The sequence below is a fragment of the Streptomyces sp. NBC_00009 genome (assembly GCF_045040855.1).
GTDB lineage: Bacteria > Actinomycetota > Actinomycetes > Streptomycetales > Streptomycetaceae > Streptomyces > Streptomyces aureus.
Genome location: NZ_CP108312.1, coordinates 4,523,842 through 4,542,576, shown reverse-complemented (window position 1 = coordinate 4,542,576; position 18,735 = coordinate 4,523,842). Strand labels below are relative to the sequence as shown.

The window sequence follows — 18,735 nt, the reverse complement described above, 5'->3', positions numbered from 1 at the left end:
AAGGTAACGAAGTACCTGGTCGTTCCGCGGCGGCCCGTACACCCGTACGGGCCCTCCTGTACGACCTTCGGAGGAAGGAAACAGCCCCTGACTGTCCACCACCTCAACCAGCTCCTGCTCGTCTGTTCGCTGGTCCTGCTGATCGCCGTGGCCGCCGTGCGCATCTCCTCGCGCAGCGGTCTGCCGAGCCTGCTCCTCTACCTCGGTATCGGGGTGGCCATGGGTCAGGACGGCATCGGCAACGTGTCGTTCAGCAACGCCGAGCTGACGCAGGTCATCGGCTACGCGGCCCTCGTCGTGATCCTGGCCGAGGGCGGCCTCGGCACGAAGTGGAAAGAGATCGAACCGGCGCTGCCGGCCGCCGTCATGCTGTCGCTGGTCGGCGTCGCCGTCAGCGTGGGTGTGACGGCCGCCGGGGCGCACTACGTCGTGGGCCTGGAGTGGCGGCAGGCGCTCATCATCGGCGCGGTGGTGTCCTCGACGGACGCCGCGGCCGTCTTCTCCGTGCTGCGCAAGGTGCCGCTGCCGTCCCGCGTGACGGGCGTCCTGGAGGCCGAGTCCGGCTTCAACGACGCCCCTGTGGTGATCCTGGTGGTGGCCTTCTCCACGGCGGGACCCGTCGAGCACTGGTACGCCCTCATCGGCGAGATCGCCCTCGAACTCGCGATCGGCGCCGCGATCGGGATCGCGGTGGGCTGGCTCGGCTCCTTCGGCCTGCGGCACGTCGCACTGCCCGCCTCCGGCCTCTACCCGATCGCCGTCATGGCCATCGCCGTCACCGCGTACGCCGCCGGAGCCATGGCCCACGGCAGCGGGTTCCTCGCCGTCTACCTCGCCTCGATGGTCCTCGGCAACGCGAAACTGCCGCACTGGCCCGCCACGCGCGGCTTCGCCGAAGGGCTCGGCTGGATCGCGCAGATCGGCATGTTCGTCCTGCTCGGCCTGCTCGTCACCCCGCACGACCTCGTGGACGACGCATGGCCCGCGATCGTCATCGGCCTCGTCCTGACGATGGTGGCGCGCCCCCTCAGCGTCGTCCTGAGCCTTCTGCCGTTCCGGATGCCCTGGCAGGAGAAGGCCCTCATGTCCTGGGCCGGACTGCGCGGCGCGGTGCCCATCATCCTGGCGACCATCCCGATGGTGAACGGCGTCGAGGACAGCACCCGGATCTTCAACATCGTCTTCGTCCTCGTCGTCGTCTACACGCTCATCCAGGGACCGACGCTGCCCTGGCTCGCCCGGATGCTGCGGCTCGGCAGCGACTCCGCGTCCGCCGCCGACCTCGGCATCGAATCGGCGCCCCTGGAGCGGCTGCGCGGACATCTGCTGTCCGTGTCGATCCCCGAGGGGTCCCGGATGCACGGCGTCGAGGTCAGCGAGCTGCGGATGCCCCCGGGTGCCGCCGTCACGCTCGTCGTGCGCGAGAAGCAGTCCTTCGTGCCGCTGCCGACGACCGTCCTGCGGCACGGCGACGAACTGCTCGTGGTGGCGACGGACCAGGTGCGGGACGAGGCCGAGGCCCGGCTGCGAGCCGTGGCACAGGGCGGCAAGCTCGCCGGATGGCTCTCGGGGCACGGGGCCCCGGGGCGCGGACGGCGGGCTCACTAGGCGGAGAGCGGGGGCGCCGGGCGGGAACTTGGGCGCCGGGGCGGGAGCGGGGACTCCGGGGCGGGAACTTGGGCTCCGGGGCGGAAGCTGGGGCTCCTTGCGGGAGCCGGCGGGTGGATGGCGGGTCGATTGCCGGTGGATGAAGTTCCGCTACGCGGAAGAAACCGGCCCGTCCGGCCGTTAACATGGTCGGTACACACCTGAAGTTCCACCGACTCTGCCTGATGTAGAGCCGGCGCGACCGCAAAGCGGCCGCGGTTCCCTTGCATACCCTGCATGGCCCAGGCCCTCCTGGCGCGGACCCCGGTATCACTCGGTTCCCGGCGCATGAGGACGGCTCTCGGCGCACCCCACCGGGTCAGCGCTACCAGGCGGCAGAAAGGCAAGGGCCGTGCCAGAGAATTACACGGCCACGGTCACCGACAAGCGCCCCGGATACGGACAGCTGCTGCGCACCCGCGGCGCCTGGACGTTCCTGCTCCCCGGCTTCGCCGCCCGGCAGCCGTTCGCGATGCTCACCATCTCGACGGTCCTGCTCGTGCAGCACACCACCGGCTCGTACGGCACCGCCGGCGCCGTCTCCGCCACCACCGGCGTCTCCATGGCGGTGTTCGCCCCCTTCACGGGCAAGCTCGCCGACCGCTTCGGGCAGCGCGCCGTCCTCGTGCCCGGCGTCCTGCTGCACACGGCGTCCGTGCTCCTGCTGACGCTGCTCGCGCTCAGCGACGCCCCCCTGTGGGCCCTGTTCGTCGCGGCGGTCCCGACCGGCGCCTCCACCCCGCAGATCGGACCCATGGTGCGGGCCCGCTGGGGCGTCAAGCTCCAGGGCTCGCCCCTGATGACCACGGCCGCCGCCTTCGAGTCGGTCACGGACGAGTTCACGTTCGTCCTCGGCCCGCTGTTCGCGACCGCCCTGTGCACCGGCGTGCACCCCGCCGCCGGTCTCGTCACGGAGGCGTCCCTGACGCTCGTGGGCGGCCTCCTGTTCGCCGCGCAGCGCGGCACACAGCCCCGGCCCTCGCGGTCCGCCGGCGACGTCCACGCACGCGTGGAGCACGTTTCCGCGCTGCACGTCCCCGGAGTACGCGTCCTGATCGTGGCGTTCCTCGGCATCGGCTCCGTCTTCGGCGGCATGCAGGTCGCCCTGGCCGCCTTCACCGAGTCGATCGGCGAGCCCGGCCTGAACGGTGTCCTGTACGGGACGTTCGCCGCGGGCAACATGCTCTCCGGCATCGTCTGCGGAGCCGTCGCCTGGAAGCTCGCGCCCCAGCGCCGCCTCCTGCTCGCCTACACCGCTCTCGCCGTGACCGCCTCCGGTCTCTGGGCCGCCCAGTCCGTGCTCCTGCTCGCCGGGATCGGCCTGCTGGTGGGCACGTGCATCGCTCCGGCCCTGATCACCGGCTACACGCTCGTCGAGAAGCTGGTCCCCCCGACCGCCCGCACCGAGGCCTTCACATGGCTCACGGGCGCGGTCGCGCTCGGCCAGGCAGCGGCCGTCACGGTCGCCGGCCAGCTGGAGGACCGCCTCTGGGACGGCGCCGGATTCCTCGTCCCGATGGGCGGCACGGTGCTCGCCGTGCTGGTCGTGGCGACCCTGCGATCCCGCCTCGTCCCGCCGTCGACAGGCCTGACCGTGGCGCGTGGCGTCGGTCACCGAGTGCCCGTGTCAGTGGACTGATCTCGCGGAATACGTCACTATGGATTGTCGTTAGCACTCATCGAGTGAGAGTGCCAGGAGGAAGCAAGTGCCGACGTACCAGTACCAGTGCACCGAATGTGGCGAGGGCCTCGAGGCGGTGCAGAAGTTCACCGATGACGCCCTGACCGTGTGCCCCAGCTGCGACGGACGCCTCAAGAAGGTGTTCTCGGCGGTCGGCATCGTCTTCAAGGGATCGGGCTTCTACCGCAACGACAGCCGCGGCTCCTCGTCGAGCAGCTCGCCGGCGTCGTCGTCCGCGAAGTCGGCCTCGGACACGAAGTCTTCGTCCTCGGACTCCAAGTCGTCCGGGTCGTCGTCCGCCACGTCGACGTCCTCGGCCTCCGCTTCGTCTTCTTCCTCGAGCTCGTCCTCGAGCTCTTCCGCCGCGTAAGGCCGCTCGGCCGCTTCGGCCAAGTTCTTACGGAACCCTGTCGTCCTCCGACGGCAGGGTTTTCGGCGTTCCCGGGCGGATACTGTGCCGGGCATGGCGAACACGGTGAACAAGGCGCATTCACAGGTCACGGCCGAGATCGGCGTCATCGGCGGCTCCGGCTTCTACTCGTTCCTGGACGACGTGACCGAGGTCCAGGTCGACACCCCGTACGGAGCGCCGAGCGACTCGCTCTTCCTCGGCGAGATCGCGGGCCGCAAGGTCGCCTTTCTGCCCCGCCACGGCCGCGGCCACCATGTGCCGCCGCACCGCATCAACTACCGCGCCAACCTCTGGGCCCTGCGCTCCGTGGGCGTCCGGCAGGTCCTCGGCCCGTGCGCCGTGGGCGGCCTTCGGCCCGAGTTCGGGCCGGGGACGCTCCTGGTGCCGGACCAGTTCGTGGACCGGACGAAGGCCCGTGCGCAGACGTACTTCGACGGGGAGCCGCTGGCGGACGGGACCGTGCCGAACGTGGTGCACGTGTCGCCTGCCGACCCGTACTGCCCGGCCGGGCGCCGGGTCGCCGTGAAGGCGGCACGCGGCCGCGACTGGGAGCCGGTGGACGGCGGGACGCTCGTGGTCGTCGAGGGGCCGCGGTTCTCGACCCGCGCCGAGTCCCGCTGGCATGCCGCCCAGGGCTGGTCGGTGGTCGGCATGACCGGTCACCCCGAGGCGATGCTCGCGCGTGAACTCGAGCTCTGCTACACGTCGTTGACCCTGGTCACCGACCTCGACGCGGGCGCCGATTCGGGCGAGGGCGTGTCGCACGACGAGGTTCTCCAGGTCTTCGCCGCCAATGTGGACCGGCTGCGGACGGTGCTCTTCGACGCGGTGGCGGGGCTGCCGGCGGAGGGCGAGCGGGACTGCCTGTGCGTGAGGGCGCTCGGGGGGATGGATCCGGGGATCGTGCTGCCGTAGCCGCGTGCTGGAAGGCGCTGGCCTGTGCTGAAAGGTGCTGCCCGGTTCTGAACTTCGCCTTCGGGTGAGGGAGTTGTCCACAACCGGCGAGTTGTGCACGGGGCTCAGCGGGAATCGGCGCGGGCCTGGATCGTGGAGCGCGAGGCGAGCTTTCGAGCTTGCGCGTTCCGAGGCTTTTCGATGTTGTCCGATGCCTCTCGATCCAGGTGGTGGTCGCCCATGTCCCCGTTCAGCACTCCCCCGACGTGCGAGGTCCCTCATTTCGCGCCGCTGCGGGTGCGCGGCGGGCGGTGGCGGCCACGGCGTGCGGGCCGGCACCGGCGGCGGGCGGCCGCTGCGGGGCTCGCCCTGACGGCGGCGGTGCTGGTGGCCGCGGGGCCGTCGGGGGCGGGGTCCACCGGTTCCGGGTCCACCGGTTCCGGGTCCTTTGGCGCGGGCTCCTCAGGCTCCGAGTCCTCGGGCTCCGGACGGGAGCGGGTGCGGCGGTCGGTCGTGACGGTGTCCGCGCCGGTGCGGATCGCGGACGCGGCGGCGGTGCGGCTGCTGCGGCCCGGTGACCGGGTCGACGTCGTGGCGGCGGGCGCGGGAGCCGGCGCCGGTGATGGGCCGGGATCCGGGGGCCAGGGCGGCAGGGTCGTCGCGGCGGGGGCGCGGGTCAGTTCCGTTCCGGATTCGGCGGAGTCAGCCGGCGAAGTTGCCGCGGAGGGCGGCGCTCTGGTCGTCCTGTCCGTGCCTCGAGAGACGGCGGCGCGGCTCGCCGGAGCCGGTGCCACCTCGCGGCTGGCGGTGACCCTGTGGTGATCATTTTCGGGTGCCCGGACGGGCCGGTCCGCACGGTTTCGAAGTCAAGTCCCTCGTTCGAGTTAGCGAATTGGACAGGCCCGCCAGGCGCTGTCGTAGGTTGCGGAGCTGTTTGCTCCACATCCTGCACAAGTGAAGAGAGGCCTTCTGGTGAGCGAGAAGAAGAAGCCGAGTCTGTGGGAGGGCTTCAAGGCCTTCTTGATGCGCGGCAATGTGATCGACCTTGCGGTCGCCGTCGTCATCGGAGCCGCGTTCACCAACATCGTGAACTCCGTCGTGAAGGGCGTCATCAACCCGCTGGTCGGCGCGTTCGGCACGAAGGACCTGAACGGCTACAAGTCGTGCCTGAAGGGCACCTGCCCGGGCGACGGCGGCATCGAGATCCTGTGGGGCTCGGTGCTCAGCGCCACTCTCACGTTCCTGATCACGGCCGCGGTCGTGTACTTCCTGATGGTGCTGCCGATGGCCAAGTATCTCGCCAAGAAGGCGGCCCGGGATGCCGCGAAGGAAGGCGCCGCGGAGGTCGTGGAGCTGTCCGAGCTGGAGGTCCTGAAGGAGATCCGCGACGCCCTGGTGGCGCAGCGCGGCTCTGGGCACAGCGAGCAGTAGCCGCGGCTCAGAGGTGGTGGGGTGGCTTCTCGTCGAGGAAGCGTGCCAGGTCGGCGGCGCTGTCGCCGTCGGCGGTGGGCCGCTCGCCCCACCCTCGGTCCGTGTCGTCCGAGGACTGCGTGCTCAGCGGATCGTCGAAGACCAGCGCGCTCTTCGGATCGCGCGGTTCGGGGTCGGGGGCGGTGCTCATGCTCCCAGCGTACGTCCGTCCGGGGGCGGGGCGCCGGGAGCGGGGTGCAGGTGTGCGGGTACAGGGGTGGGGGGTGCGGGGGTGCGGGTACAGGGGTGCGGGGGTGCGGGGGTGCGGGGGTGCGGGGGTGCGGGGGTGCGGGGGTGCGGGGGTGCGGGGGTGCGGGCCGCTCGGGTCGTGGGGTCAGCTGGGGGATTCGGCGCCCTTGCGGGCGTAGAACCACCGGCAGACGCCGATGCACGTGACGTAGAAGCCCACGAAGCACCACAGGGAGCTGGTCACGGCGGTTTTCGCGAACATCGCCGGGCGGGCATCGTGGCCGCGCTCACCGTCGTCGTGGGCGTGACGTTCACGCCCTCAGGGCGTGCGCGGAGGCCGCCCCGGGCGCCAACTCACGTGATACGCATGCCGTATGACGACGCCCACGCGCAATGCCCTGACCGATGTCGCCGGCCTGCGGGTCGGTCATGCCACCCGCGCCGGCGAGGGCGGCTGGCTGACCGGGACGACGGTGGTGCTCGCGCCCGAGGGCGGGATGACCGCCGCTGTGGACGTGCGCGGCGGCGGCCCGGGCACGAAGGAGACGGACGCGCTCGACCCGCGCAATGTGGTCCGGCGCATCGACGCCGTGACCCTGACGGGCGGCAGCGCCTACGGCCTGGACGCCGCGTCGGGTGTCATGGCGTGGCTGGAGGAGCAGGGTCGGGGCGTACGGGTGGGGGCCGGGCCGCGCGAGGTGGTGCCGGTCGTCCCCGCCGCGTGCGTCTTCGATCTGGGGCGCGGCGGGGAGTTCCGGGCCAGGCCCGACGCGGCGACGGGCCGCGCGGCGGTGGAGGCGGCGGCCGCTTCCGCGCCGGGCTCGCCTGTCGCGGAGGGCTCGGTGGGCGCGGGCACGGGCGCGGTGATCGGCGGGTTGAAGGGCGGCGTGGGCACGGCGAGCACGGTGCTCGACTCGGGGGTGACGGTCGCGGCGCTGGTCGTAGCCAACGCGGTGGGCTCCGCGATCGATCCGGCGACGGGCGCGCTCTACGGGCGGTTCTTCGCCCCGGACTCCGCCGACGAGCGGAACGGCGGACCCCACCGGCACCCGCGCTCGCACCCGTATCCGTACCCCTCGCCTGAGGCGCACGCGGCGGCGCAGGAGCGGATCGCGCGGGCCAAGGAGGAGGCCGCCGGACAGGCGCCGCCGATGAACACCACGCTCGCCGTCGTCGCCACGGACGCGGTGCTCACCCGCTCCCAGGCGCACAAGCTCGCGGGCACCTCGCACGACGGCATCGCGCGCGCCGTCCGTCCGGTGCACCTCCTCAACGACGGGGACACCGTGTTCGCCGTCGCGACCGGCACGCGCCCGCTCGACGAGGCCAACCCCCTCGCGCTGAACGACATCCTCGCGGCGGGCGCGGACATGGTGACGCGGGCGATCGTGCGGGCGGTGCTCGCGGCGGAGTCGGTGCGGGGGCCGGGCGGGACATTCCTCTCGTACGGGGATCTGTACGGGAGTTGAGGCACGGGGCGCCCACCACTCGGGGGGCGCGCCACGCGCCCGGCCCGCCCGGTTCCTGGCGTGGCCCGTGTCTCCGTTCACATGTTCCCGAAGGAACCTTTCCGGTCAGTTCGCCCTCTCTACACACACTGGAGTAACTGACCAATCATGGAGCATCTCGTGACACACCCGGACACGGCCGCGCACCAGCAGCAACCCCGGCGGCCCGAGCAGGGCCGCAGGCGTACCGCGCGGCGGGTCCTGGTGGCGACGGCCGCGGTCACCGTCGGCGCGCTCGCCCTCACCGCCTGCGGCGGCAGCGCCAACGCGGAGAACGCCGACGGCAAGAACGGCGACACCAAGGGCAAGGGCTCGTCCGCCGCACAGATCACGATCTCGGCCAAGGACGGTTCGACGGGAGCGTCCATCAACGCGACGGGCGTGAAGGTCAAGTCCGGCAAGCTCACCGACGTGAAGATGACGGAGCCCGACAGCGGGAAGACCGTGCCGGGCTCCCTCACCGCCAACGGCTCGGCGTGGAAGCCCAAGGAGCAGCTCGAGCGCGGGACGAAGTACCGCATCTCGGCCACTGCCAAGGATTCCGACGGCCGTACCGCCGCCGCCAACTCGATCTTCACGACGGTCACCACGTCGGGCAGCTTCATCGGCACGTACACGCCGGACGGCGGCACCACCGTCGGCGTCGGCATGCCGGTCTCGTTCACGTTCGACAAGGCGATCACGAACAAGAAGGCCGTGCAGTCGCACATCACGGTCTCCTCCAGCAGCGGCCAGCAGATCGTGGGCCACTGGTTCGGCGCGCAGCGGCTCGACTTCCGTCCCGAGGAGTACTGGAAGGCCGGCTCCAAGGTCACGATGAAGATCGACCTGGACGGCGTGCAGGGCGCGAACGGCGTGACGGGCGTCCAGAACAAGACGGTCGGCTTCACCGTGGGCCGCGCCCAGGTCTCCACGGTCGACGTCAACACCCAGACGATGACGGTCGTGCGGGACGGCAAGACGATCAAGACGATCCCGATCTCGGCCGGCAGCGCGCAGCACACCACGTACAACGGGCAGATGGTGATCTCCGAGAAGTTCGTGCAGACCCGGATGAACGGGTCGACGGTCGGCTTCGGCGGCGAGTACGACATCCCCGACGTCCCCCACGCGATGCGTCTGTCCTCGTCCGGCACGTTCATCCACGGCAACTACTGGTACCCGAAGGGCAATCCGCCCTTCGGCCGCTCCGGCACCAGTCACGGCTGCATCGGCCTCGCGGACGTCCAGGGCGCGGGCGGCGCGACGATCGCCAAGTGGTTCTACGACAACTCGCTCGTCGGCGACGTGGTGACCGTCAAGCACTCCCCCGACACCACCATCGCGCCTGACAACGGCCTCAACGGCTGGAACATGTCGTGGAGCCAGTGGACGGCGGGCAGCGCCGCCTGACGCGCCCATAAGGAAGGGCCGCGCGGGAACTTCCCCGCGCGGCCCATTCGTTTCTGATTTCGAGGACATGATGTCCGACCTAGGGGCTACGGTATGCACCCACAAGGTGACATGTAGCAACGCCGGGAGATGCCTTGAGCGTTCCGTACGACACCGCAGCGTACGAGCCACCCGAGTCGCACGAGTCGCATCAGCCGGACGGCACGCACCAGCCGGATGAGCACCTCGGGCGCCTGCTGGGCCGGGCCCTGAACTCCTTCGAGCTGCCCGACGAGGCCCTCGCCCGCCTCGACTGCGCGCTCGCGTACGACAGTTCGCTGTACTCCGCACACCACAGCGCGGGCCTGCACCGCGAGACGTACCGGCACACGTGGCTGCTCGCGGACGGCAGCGCGCTCACCCTGTGGGAGCTCGTCCACAACACGATGCCCGAGCGGGGGACCCAGCACGAGGTGTACACGTCGGAGGAGGACCTCCACCTGGCGACGGACCGCCTCCCGCTGCCCCGCGAGGCCGCCCCCGACTTCGAGCTCCCGCTCCCGCTCCAGCTCCCGTCGATCCCCGAGCCGCGCCGCAGTTACGCGGCCGACAACTCGGCGGACCACGCCCGCCGCCTGCTGCGCCGCGCGGAGAACGAGGACCGCCCGGGACCCGACACGGCCCGGCTCCTGCACACCGCGTACGCGCACCAGATCACGCAGGCGTTCGGTCGCCCGCGCCTCGGCTTCACGCTGTACGAGCACGCGTTCCTGCTGCACGACGGCAGCGAGATCAGTCTCTGGGAGATCGAGCACACGGCGACGCCGGACGGCCGTCACATGTGCGAGGTGTACGCCACGCAGGACGAGGCCCGCGCGGCGATGCAGTGCCGCGCCACCGACCGCTCCCGCCCCAGCTGCGGCTAGTTGTACAAGCGTCGGCCGCCAACCGCGGCCGGCGACTAACGGCGGCCGAACTGTCGTACCAGGCCCGCGAACGCGTCGTGCTCGTCCGGCGTCAGCGGCACGGACTCCTGGGCGGGCGGACCGCCCTGGACCGGCAGCGAGGCGAGGGGCTGCTCGGCGCCCCAGCCCACATGGCGCACCAGCCGGACGAGACCGACCACCCACACCACGGTGGCGGCCCCGAGGAACGCCACGCCTATCTGCTGGAAGTACGACAGGTGCTCAGGCATGGGCCCAGTCAACACCACGGTCCGGGACTTTGATCCCGGATCGTGACGTATCTCGCATGAGCGGACAGTTCCGAACTGTCAGGCGGCGACCGGTATCTTCGGCTCCTCTTCCTTCTCGGCGATCGCGATGAGGTAGAGGAACGGGTCGCCGATCAGCGGGACAACAACGCCAACGCTCATTCAAATAATGCTCCCGAAGGGGTGTCGGGGCAGCGCGTAAATGTGGGGTCAACAAAATATGGGTCGCCTGCGCGTGTTCGGCGTGTTATTCGCTTCATCCCCGGCGCCCCGAATCAAGTCGAAGTCCTTGACTGCCTTTCACGTGCGACGGACCCGAAGCGCCTCGCGCGTCTCTTGCCGGCGTGGGACGATAGAACAACTCAGTTCACTCGCAGCTTTCGGGGTGATGAGGATGAAGAAGGCAGCATTGCGTTGTGCCAGCATTGTCGCTGCAGCCTCCTGCTGTTTAGCGCTCGGTGAATGGAGCGCATCAGCGAGTGAATCAGGTGCCCTGTCACAGAAATCGCAGGTTGCACCAACGAAGTCGACGCTTCGGTGCTATGCGACGCGCAGCAGTCCGAACGCGATCACATGCTATCGATTTTCAGCGAAGGCCGAGTTCAGGCACGGCGACATCGTCTATGTCCCCATTCTCATTCAGGTGCCTGCGCCGGCACAGCCGCCGTCCGTAATTATCGTCAACAGTCTGAACGACGTTCGGCCCGAGTAACACGTGCCGCCCCGGTGCGTACCTATCCGTGCAGGCAGAAGGGCCCGACCTCCTCGCGGAGAACCGGGCCCTTCGGGGGTGGGTGCCTACCGTGCCTGCGGCACCTGCGGCCCCTACTGACCCATCACGTACTTGACCGTCGGGCCCGTGGTCCAGCCGCCGTCCACGGCGAGCTCGGCGCCGGTGACGTACGAGGAGTCGTCCGAGAGCAGGAACACGGCCGCCTTGGCGATCTCGTCCGCCTCGCCGACGCGGCCCATCGGGGTGTTCGGGTAGCCGCCGTCGCCCTGCTGGATGCCGAGCTGGGCCGTCATCGGGGTGTAGATCATGCCGGGGTGCACGGAGTTCACGCGGATCTTCGCCGTGCCCTGCTCGACCGCGGCGAGCTTGGTCAGGCCGCGCACGCCCCACTTGGAGGCGCCGTAGGAGCTGGTGAGGGCGAGACCCATGAGGCCGGCGGCGGAGGAGATGTTGACGATGGAGCCGCCGCCGTTGTCCTTCATCGCGTTGATGGCCGTCTTCATGCCGATGAAGACGCCGGTGAGGTTGATGTCGAGGACCTTGCGGAAGTGCTCGACGGTCTCCGTCTCCAGGGGCTGGCCCGTGGAGATGCCCGCGTTGTTGACCAGGCCGTCGATCCCGCCGAACTCGGCGGTGGCGAACGCGGCGACGGCCGTCCAGTCCTCCTCCGACGTCACGTCGTGCCGCATGAAGCGGGCGCGCTCGCCGAGCCCGGCGGCGAGGGCCTTGCCCTCGTCCTCCAGGACGTCGGTGACGACGACGTTGGCACCGGCCTCGACGGCGCGGCGCGCTGTCTCGGCGCCGATACCGCGGGCTCCGCCGGTGATGAGGACGGTCTTGCCGGTGAGGTCGTTCATGGGGGTGCTCCAGAAGAAGTCGAGGGTGGAACAGGGGAGTTCAGGGGGTGCGGGCGTGGGCGGGGGCTAGGCCGGGGCCCACGGGAAGTCGCCGAGCGACGCGAGGCACCGCGCGGCGAGCGACGCGGGCCCGAGCTCGCCGCCGGCCGGGGCGTCGCTCGCGGCCCAGGTCTCCACGCCTACGCGAATGGCCGTGCAGGCGACCCCGGCGGCCATGCGCAGGGCGAGCGACGGGGCTGCCCCCGTGTCACCCCCGCCCCCCACCCGCTCCTCAAGGACCGCCAGCAGCGTCGCCTCCGACGCGTGGCAGGCGGTGCCCCACACCGCTTGCAGCGCCGGGCTCTCCGCCGCCATGCGCAGCAGGGACCTGACCCACTCCAGGGATTCCACGTTCGCCGCGTCGTCCGCGGTGAGCGACCGGGCGACCGCGTGCCGCAGCGCCTCGGGCACGGAGAGCGCGGCCGGGGCGTCGCGCACGGCCTCCGCCCACTGCTGGGCTCCCGCGGCGAAGAGCGGGGCGACCGCTTCTTCCTTGGTCGCGAAGTAGCGGTAGAAGGTGCGCGGGGCGACCCCCGCCGTGCGGGCGATGTCCTCGGCGCGGGTGGCGCGCAGGCCGTCCTCCACGAACAGCGCCGCCGCCGTGCGGGCGATGTCGAGTCGGGTGGCGGCCTTGCGTCGTTCCGTCAGCGTCTCAGTCGTAGAGCTACCGGGCATGAAGTCATGATATGCCTGTGTGGCAGAATCTGCCACCGATCTGGCGTGCAACCAAGGGGTGGGCGAGACAGTGCGGCGGCGACGTTTCCTTCTTCAGACGGCCGGGCTCGCCGGCGCCGCGGCCTACGGGCTCAGCGGCTGCGGTTCCGGCTCGTCGAAGTCCTCCCTCAACCTGATGGTGGCGAGCTACGACCAGAGCGTCGGTTCCTCGATCGGCGACCAGTGGGACCAGGTCGTCAAGGCGTACAAGAAGGTGAAGCCGGACGTCACGGTCCATGTCGAGCGGATCCCGTTCGCCAAGCTGGACCGGACCCTCGCCCAGCGGGTGAAGGACGGCAAGGCGCCCGACATCGCGCAGTCCAACGTCTTCGCGACGTTCGCCGACCAGCGCAGGCTCTACCCGGTGTCGGAGCTCTTCGACATCCCCACGCAGGCCGACTTCACGCAGTCGTTCGCCCAGGCGGGCACGGCGCACTACGTCCAGTACGGCATCCCGTTCATGGCGAGCACCCCGCGCCTCTTCTACAACACGACGCTCTTCGAACGGGCGGGCGTCTCCGCGCCCGGCTCGTGGGACGAACTGCACTCCGCGGCAAAGGCGTTGAAGGTGATCGGCGTGAAGACGCCGTACGGGCTCCAGCTCGGCCCCGAGGCCGCCGAGGACGAGGCGCTCGCCTGGCTGCTCGCCGGCGGCGGCACCTACGCGGGCGTCACCGGCTACGACTTCGCGACGAACAGCAACATCGCGACGCTGACCTGGCTGCGCGACCGCCTCGTCGGCGAGGGCCTGGCCGGCGCCGCGCCCCAGCTCCTCGACCGGACGGCCGCGTACGAGCAGTTCCTGCGCGGGCAGATCGGCATGATGATCGCCCATCCGGTCCTGATGAGCGCGGCCGACCAGGCGAAGGTCCCGTACGCGCACGCCGCGTTCCCGCAGCGGGACGGGGGCGCGGCGGCGCCGCTCGGGCTGAGTGACTGGCTGCTCGCGTTCAAGCGGAACGGCCGCAAGGCCGAGTGCGGCGAGTTCCTGACGTACCTCTACAGCCGTAAGTCGGCCCGGACCTACGGGGGCGGCCAGGCGGCGCTGCCCGTGACGGCGTCCGCGTCGGACTCCCTGCGCTCCGACCCGGCGCAGCGCCCACTGTGGAAGTTCATCGACCAGATGCCGCGGGCGGAGTTCCAGCCGGTGAACCAGGCGTCCTGGCCCGACGTGCGGGCCGCGATCCGCGAGGACATCGGCTCGGCGGTCGTCCGGGGCGGCAACCCGCGCGCGGTGCTCCAGGCCCTGGACACGAAGGCGAGCCGCGCGGAGATCCGCACGGCGAGCTGAACGACGAGCTGAACGACGAGTGGGCGGGCCCCCGCGCCATTGCGCGAGGGCCCGCCCACTCGAAGTCCCGCGGGAACCAGGGCCTTTCGTTTGGATCAGGCCGGATCAGGGAGCGGGGTCTGGTGCGTGCAGCTGCAAGGCGGAGGATTGAGGCGACGCGGAGCGTCGGTGATTGACGACAACGCCGCAGATGTGCGTGCCAGACCCCGCGAGCCCGGCATGATCCAAACGAGAGGCCCTAGACCAGTTCCGGCGCCTTCTCGACCGGTCCGGTCTCCGGGTCCGCGTCCTGCGCGCCCCCTTCGACGTGCTGCGCGGGCCGCCCCGGCAGCGCGAACATCAGCAGGAAGATCACGGCGAGCACGCCGACGACGTACCACAGCGAGTTGCTGAACGCGTCGGTGAACGCCTGCCCGACCTCGGTCGGCGCGAGGTGGTCGCCGATCGTCCCGAAGAACACCACGGAGACGAGGCCGAGCCCGAGCGCCGTACCCATCTGCTGCGTGGTGTTGATCAGCCCGGACGCCGAACCGGCGTGCTCGCGCGGCACGTCGGAGAGCACCGCGTCGGTCAGCGGGGCCACGATGAGGCCCATGCCGGCACCCATCACGACGAGCGGCAGCGCCATCTGCCAGGACGTGATCCCGGCGCCGTAACGCCCGGCCTCCCAGATGTAGATCAGCAGTCCGGCGATCATCGCCAGCGCGCCGGTCTGGAGCACCTTGCGCCCGAACCTCGGCACGAGCTTCTGCACGGAGATCCCGGCCGCCACCGACACGGCGATGGAGAACGGCACCCCGGTCAGGCCCGCGTGCAGCGCCGTCCACCCGAGGCCGACCTGCATGTACATCGTCCACACCAGGAAGAACACGCCGAGCGCGACACCGAAGACGACCTGCACGGCGATACCGGCCGCGAAGCTCTTCACCTTGAACAGCGACAGCTCGACCAGCGGCGAACCGTCGCGCCGCGTCTTGTACTTCTCGTACGTGACGAGCGCGCCGAAGACGAGGACGCTGGAGCCCATCACGACGTGACCCCACACGGGCCAGCCCAGCTCACGGCCGCGCGTCAGCGGATAGATCAGCATGAGCAGGCCGAGCGTGACCAGCACGACGCCGACGAGGTCGAGCTTGAGGGCGCGGGGCGCCTTGGACTCGCTGATGAACCTGCGGCCGAGGAGCAGTCCGGCGATGCCGACCGGCAGGTTGATCAAGAAGATCGGGCGCCATTCGAGACCGAACAGGTTCCACTCGGTGAGCAGCGCGCCGAGCAGCGGGCCCGAGACCGCGCCCAGGCCGACGATCATGCCGAAGAGGCCGAAGACCTTGCCGCGCTCCTCCGCAGGGAACGTGGCGTGCACGATCGACAGGACCTGCGGCACCATCATCGCGGCCATGCCGCCCTGGAGGATGCGCGAGGCGACCAGCATCTCGGGGTTCGCGGCGAAGCCGCAGAGCGCCGAGGCGAGCGTGAAGCCGGCGATCCCTATCAGGAAGAGCCGCTTGCGGCCGTAGATGTCGCCGAGCCGCCCGCCGGTGATCAGGCCCGCGGCGAACGCCAGCGCGTATCCGGCGGTGATCCACTGGATCTGGCTCACGGTGGCGCCCGCGTCGCGCTGGATGGACGGGATCGCGATGTTGACGATCGTGACGTCGACCAGGTCCATGAAGGCGGCGGTCATCACGATGGCCAGGGCGAACCAGCGTCGCCTGTCGGGGGTGGTCACGGGTGAAGTCATACGGGGAGACTAGGAGGCATGTAGGTCAGGCTGTGTCCTACATGGCGCGCACCCTGGAATCTCCCGATAACGAATGCGCCGCGAAAGCCACAAGCGAGGGCGCCGCGAGCGGGACGGACACGATAACGGGACGCGAACGAGAGGGGACGCACCATGACCACCGACACCCCGGCCCGGCTGCTTCAACTGCTCTCCCTGCTCCAGACCCCGCGCGAGTGGCCCGGCGGTGAGCTCGCCGCGCGCCTGAGCGTCTCGCGGCGCACGGTGCGCCGGGACGTGGACCGGCTGCGTGATCTCGGCTATCCCGTGCAGGCGTCGATGGGGGCGGAGGGCGGCTACCGGCTGGTCGCGGGCAAGGCGCTGCCCCCGCTGGTCCTGGACGACGAGGAGGCGGTGGCGATCGCGGTCGGCCTGCGGGCCGGGGCGGGGCACGCCGTCGAGGGCGTGGAGGAGGCGTCCGTACGGGCCCTCGCCAAGCTGGAGCAGGTGCTGCCCTCGCGTCTGCGGCACCGGGTCTCCACGCTCCAGGCCGCCACGATGCCGCTGACCGGCGGGGACGGCGCGTCCATCGCGACGGAGACGCTCACGGTCCTCGCGTCGGCGACGGCGGGGCAGGAGCGGCTGCGGTTCCGCTACCGCTCGGGCGACGGCACGGAGTCACGCCGTCTGACGGAGCCGTACCGGATGGTGTCGACGGGGCGGCGCTGGTATCTGGTGGCGTACGACATCGACCGGGACGACTGGCGCACCTTCCGCGTGGACCGGGTCGAGGAGCCGTTCGCCACGGGTGCGCGGTTCGCTCCGCGGGAGCTGCCGACGGGGGACGCGGCGGAGTATCTGCGGCGGTCCATGTCGGGGCGCGGCCGGCCCTCGTACGACATCGACGTGACGTTCGAAGCGCCGGCGGACTTCGTGGTGGCGCGGCTGCCCTCGGCGCTGGGCGCGCCCGAGGCGCAGCCCGACGGGACCTGCCGGCTGCGCGCGACGGCGACCGACTCGGTGGAGTGGCTGGCGCTGCGGCTCGCACTGGTGGACTGCGAGTTCACGGTGCACGGGCCGGGTGAACTGGTTGACTACGTACGGGAATTGGGTGCGCGCCTCAACAGAGCCACGCACCCCGGCTCAACCAGCCCGTCCGGCGCTTGAGGACAAGGGACGCGGGGGCCTGGGGGCAGCGCCCCCAGAACGTCAGCGCCCCCGAAGGGTCACGCGGCGGCATCGAACCCGGTGTCCCGAGCCAGCTTCTTCAGCTCGAGAAGAGCGTGCTTCTCGATCTGCCGGATCCGCTCGCGGGTCAGCCCGTGCTCCTTGCCGACCTCGGTGAGCGTGCGCTCACGGCCGTCGTCGATCCCGTACCGCATCTTGATGATGGACGCCGTGCGCTGGTCGAGGCGACCGATGAGGTCGTCCAGCTCCTCGCTGCGCAGCAGCGTGAGGACGGACTGCTCGGGCGACACGGCGGACGTGTCCTCCAGGAGGTCGCCGAACTGGGTCTCGCCCTCGTCGTCCACCGGCATGTTCAGCGAGACCGGGTCGCGGGCCCAGTCCAGGACGTCGACGACGCGCGCGGGCTTGGATTCGAGCTCGGCGGCGATCTCCTCGGGCTCGGGTTCCCGCCCGTTCTTCCGGTTGAACTCGCGCTGCACGCGCCGGATGCGGCCCAGCTCCTCCACCAGGTGGACGGGGAGCCGGATCGTGCGCGACTGGTCGGCTATCGAGCGCGTGATGGCCTGCCGGATCCACCACGTCGCGTACGTGGAGAACTTGAAGCCCTTGCGGTAGTCGAACTTCTCGACCGCGCGCACCAGGCCCGCGTTCCCCTCCTGGATGAGGTCGAGCAGCGGGAGACCGCTCCTCGGGTAGCGGCGCGCGACGGCCACGACCAGGCGCAGATTGGACTTGATGAAGACGTCCTTGGCCCGCTCACCCGCGGCGACGAGCGCTTCGAGCTCCTCGCGGGACGCCTTGCCCGCGGCTTCGCTCTCCGCCTCGCCGTCGAGGATCTGCTGGGCGTACACGCCCGCCTCGATGGTCTGGGAAAGTTCGACTTCCTTGGCGGCGTCCAGCAGCGGTGTACGCGCGATCTCGTCGAGGTACATGCCGACCAGGTCGCGGTCGGCGATCTCGCCGCCTACGGCGCGAACACTGCGTCCACCGTCGGTCTCGCCGGAGGCGGCGGACTTACGACGGGCGACGGCACGGGTTGCCATGCGTGCTCCCTTGCGATGGTGGGCGGGGGCCTGCGGTGGACAGGTCCTGTGGTCCTGTGGTGCCCGGCACACCCTTCCGGGTGCCCTGCATCCGATGGAAACAACGACTGGAATCCGGACAGAATTCCCAAGCCGACCATCGATTTTCGTGATCATGCAGTACCCTGTGCCGCCACCGGCCGGATACAGAGAGGTCCACAGCGTGACGGAGTCCACAGAAGTGCTGGTCAGGCCCGGCAGCGAAGCGGATCTCGACGCTCTCACCGACCTCTACAACCACTATGTGCGTGAGACGCCGATCACCTTTGACACGGCCGTCTTCACCCCGCAGGAGCGCCGTCCTTGGCTGCTCTCCCACCTTGAAGACGGCCGGCACCGGCTGCTGGTTGCCCAGGAGCGCGATTCCGGCCGCATCCTCGGCTACGCGACCTCGGGCCCCTTCCGCGCGAAGGCGGCGTACGACACCTCGGTGGAGGTCAGCGTCTACTGCGCGCCCGACGCGGGCGGCCGCGGCATCGGCACCCTGCTCTACAGCGCGCTCTTCGAGGCGCTCGCGGGCGAGGACGTCCACCGCGCGTACGCGGGCATCACCCAGCCGAACGAGGCCTCGGCCCGCCTGCACACCCGCTTCGGCTTCACCTACGTCGGCACGTACCGCGAGGTCGGCCGCAAGTTCGACCGCTACTGGGACGTGGCCTGGTACGAGAAGCCGCTGAACGGGGGCTGAGGCAGCGCGGGTGAGTGCGACTGTCGACCTATGCGGCG

At 70.6% G+C, this 18,735-nt stretch carries 18 protein-coding genes; 12 read left to right on the top strand and 6 right to left on the bottom strand.

Annotated features, from left to right (window positions below):
- The first annotated feature begins 87 nt into the window (after positions 1 to 87).
- From OHA58_RS20600 to mscL, 6 genes are all read left to right on the top strand, one after another.
- The gene (locus OHA58_RS20600) at positions 88 to 1,608 is read left to right on the top strand and encodes a potassium/proton antiporter (RefSeq protein ID WP_405485074.1); all 1,521 of its coding nucleotides are present in this window, start codon (positions 88 to 90) and stop codon (positions 1,606 to 1,608) included.
- A gap of 391 nt (positions 1,609 to 1,999) precedes the next feature.
- Positions 2,000 to 3,286, top strand: a complete 1,287-nt coding sequence (locus OHA58_RS20595; protein WP_405480495.1) for an MFS transporter — start codon at positions 2,000 to 2,002, stop codon at positions 3,284 to 3,286.
- Between the two features lie 67 nt (positions 3,287 to 3,353).
- On the top strand, positions 3,354 to 3,698 hold the full coding sequence (locus tag OHA58_RS20590; protein WP_405480493.1) for an FmdB family zinc ribbon protein: 345 nt from the start codon (positions 3,354 to 3,356) through the stop codon (positions 3,696 to 3,698).
- Between the two features lie 93 nt (positions 3,699 to 3,791).
- Complete coding sequence (locus OHA58_RS20585) at positions 3,792 to 4,655, top strand: S-methyl-5'-thioadenosine phosphorylase (RefSeq protein ID WP_405480492.1); 864 nt, start codon at positions 3,792 to 3,794, stop codon at positions 4,653 to 4,655.
- A gap of 219 nt (positions 4,656 to 4,874) precedes the next feature.
- On the top strand, positions 4,875 to 5,456 hold the full coding sequence (locus tag OHA58_RS20580; protein WP_405480490.1) for an RcpC/CpaB family pilus assembly protein: 582 nt from the start codon (positions 4,875 to 4,877) through the stop codon (positions 5,454 to 5,456).
- Positions 5,457 to 5,606: 150 nt separating this feature from the next.
- Positions 5,607 to 6,065, top strand: a complete 459-nt coding sequence (gene mscL / locus OHA58_RS20575) for a large conductance mechanosensitive channel protein MscL (protein ID WP_405485072.1) — start codon at positions 5,607 to 5,609, stop codon at positions 6,063 to 6,065.
- Between the two features lie 7 nt (positions 6,066 to 6,072).
- Here the strand turns inward: mscL and OHA58_RS20570 are convergent, their stop codons facing one another.
- Positions 6,073 to 6,255 carry a hypothetical protein gene (locus OHA58_RS20570; RefSeq protein ID WP_405480488.1) on the bottom strand — a complete coding sequence of 61 codons (183 nt, stop codon included), beginning with the start codon at positions 6,253 to 6,255 and terminating at the stop codon, positions 6,073 to 6,075.
- A gap of 412 nt (positions 6,256 to 6,667) precedes the next feature.
- On the opposite strand from OHA58_RS20570, the gene OHA58_RS20565 reads away from it, so the two are divergent.
- The 3 genes from OHA58_RS20565 (at position 6,668) to OHA58_RS20555 (ending at position 10,098) form a co-directional block, all read left to right on the top strand.
- Complete coding sequence (locus tag OHA58_RS20565; RefSeq protein WP_405480486.1) at positions 6,668 to 7,762, top strand: P1 family peptidase; 1,095 nt, start codon at positions 6,668 to 6,670, stop codon at positions 7,760 to 7,762.
- Positions 7,763 to 7,909: 147 nt separating this feature from the next.
- Positions 7,910 to 9,193, top strand: a complete 1,284-nt coding sequence (locus tag OHA58_RS20560) for an Ig-like domain-containing protein (RefSeq protein ID WP_405480485.1) — start codon at positions 7,910 to 7,912, stop codon at positions 9,191 to 9,193.
- Between the two features lie 134 nt (positions 9,194 to 9,327).
- A complete protein-coding gene (locus OHA58_RS20555; RefSeq protein WP_405480484.1) occupies positions 9,328 to 10,098 on the top strand; it encodes a DUF6227 family protein in 771 nt (256 codons plus the stop codon).
- 35 nt (positions 10,099 to 10,133) lie between these two features.
- On the opposite strand, the gene OHA58_RS20550 is transcribed toward OHA58_RS20555, so the two are convergent.
- The 3 genes from OHA58_RS20550 to OHA58_RS20540 form a co-directional block, all read right to left on the bottom strand.
- Positions 10,134 to 10,367, bottom strand: a complete 234-nt coding sequence (locus tag OHA58_RS20550; RefSeq protein WP_405480483.1) for a hypothetical protein — start codon at positions 10,365 to 10,367, stop codon at positions 10,134 to 10,136.
- A gap of 843 nt (positions 10,368 to 11,210) precedes the next feature.
- The gene (locus OHA58_RS20545) at positions 11,211 to 11,975 is read right to left on the bottom strand and encodes a glucose 1-dehydrogenase (RefSeq protein WP_405480481.1); all 765 of its coding nucleotides are present in this window, start codon (positions 11,973 to 11,975) and stop codon (positions 11,211 to 11,213) included.
- Between the two features lie 66 nt (positions 11,976 to 12,041).
- Positions 12,042 to 12,689, bottom strand: coding sequence for a TetR family transcriptional regulator (locus OHA58_RS20540; RefSeq protein ID WP_405480479.1), 648 nt, complete (start codon positions 12,687 to 12,689; stop codon positions 12,042 to 12,044).
- 19 nt (positions 12,690 to 12,708) lie between these two features.
- Between OHA58_RS20540 and OHA58_RS20535 the strand changes: the two genes are divergently transcribed.
- The gene (locus OHA58_RS20535; RefSeq protein ID WP_405480477.1) at positions 12,709 to 14,019 is read left to right on the top strand and encodes an extracellular solute-binding protein; all 1,311 of its coding nucleotides are present in this window, start codon (positions 12,709 to 12,711) and stop codon (positions 14,017 to 14,019) included.
- Between the two features lie 238 nt (positions 14,020 to 14,257).
- On the opposite strand, the gene OHA58_RS20530 is transcribed toward OHA58_RS20535, so the two are convergent.
- Positions 14,258 to 15,760: an MFS transporter gene (locus tag OHA58_RS20530; protein ID WP_405480476.1), complete on the bottom strand. Its 1,503-nt coding sequence runs from the start codon at positions 15,758 to 15,760 to the stop codon at positions 14,258 to 14,260.
- A gap of 153 nt (positions 15,761 to 15,913) precedes the next feature.
- On the opposite strand from OHA58_RS20530, the gene OHA58_RS20525 reads away from it, so the two are divergent.
- Positions 15,914 to 16,906, top strand: a complete 993-nt coding sequence (locus tag OHA58_RS20525) for a helix-turn-helix transcriptional regulator (protein WP_405480475.1) — start codon at positions 15,914 to 15,916, stop codon at positions 16,904 to 16,906.
- Between the two features lie 59 nt (positions 16,907 to 16,965).
- On the opposite strand, the gene OHA58_RS20520 is transcribed toward OHA58_RS20525, so the two are convergent.
- A complete protein-coding gene (locus OHA58_RS20520; protein WP_405480474.1) occupies positions 16,966 to 17,970 on the bottom strand; it encodes an RNA polymerase sigma factor RpoD/SigA in 1,005 nt (334 codons plus the stop codon).
- Between the two features lie 154 nt (positions 17,971 to 18,124).
- On the opposite strand from OHA58_RS20520, the gene OHA58_RS20515 reads away from it, so the two are divergent.
- Positions 18,125 to 18,697: a GNAT family N-acetyltransferase gene (locus OHA58_RS20515; RefSeq protein ID WP_405480472.1), complete on the top strand. Its 573-nt coding sequence runs from the start codon at positions 18,125 to 18,127 to the stop codon at positions 18,695 to 18,697.
- Positions 18,698 to 18,735 lie beyond the last annotated feature (38 nt).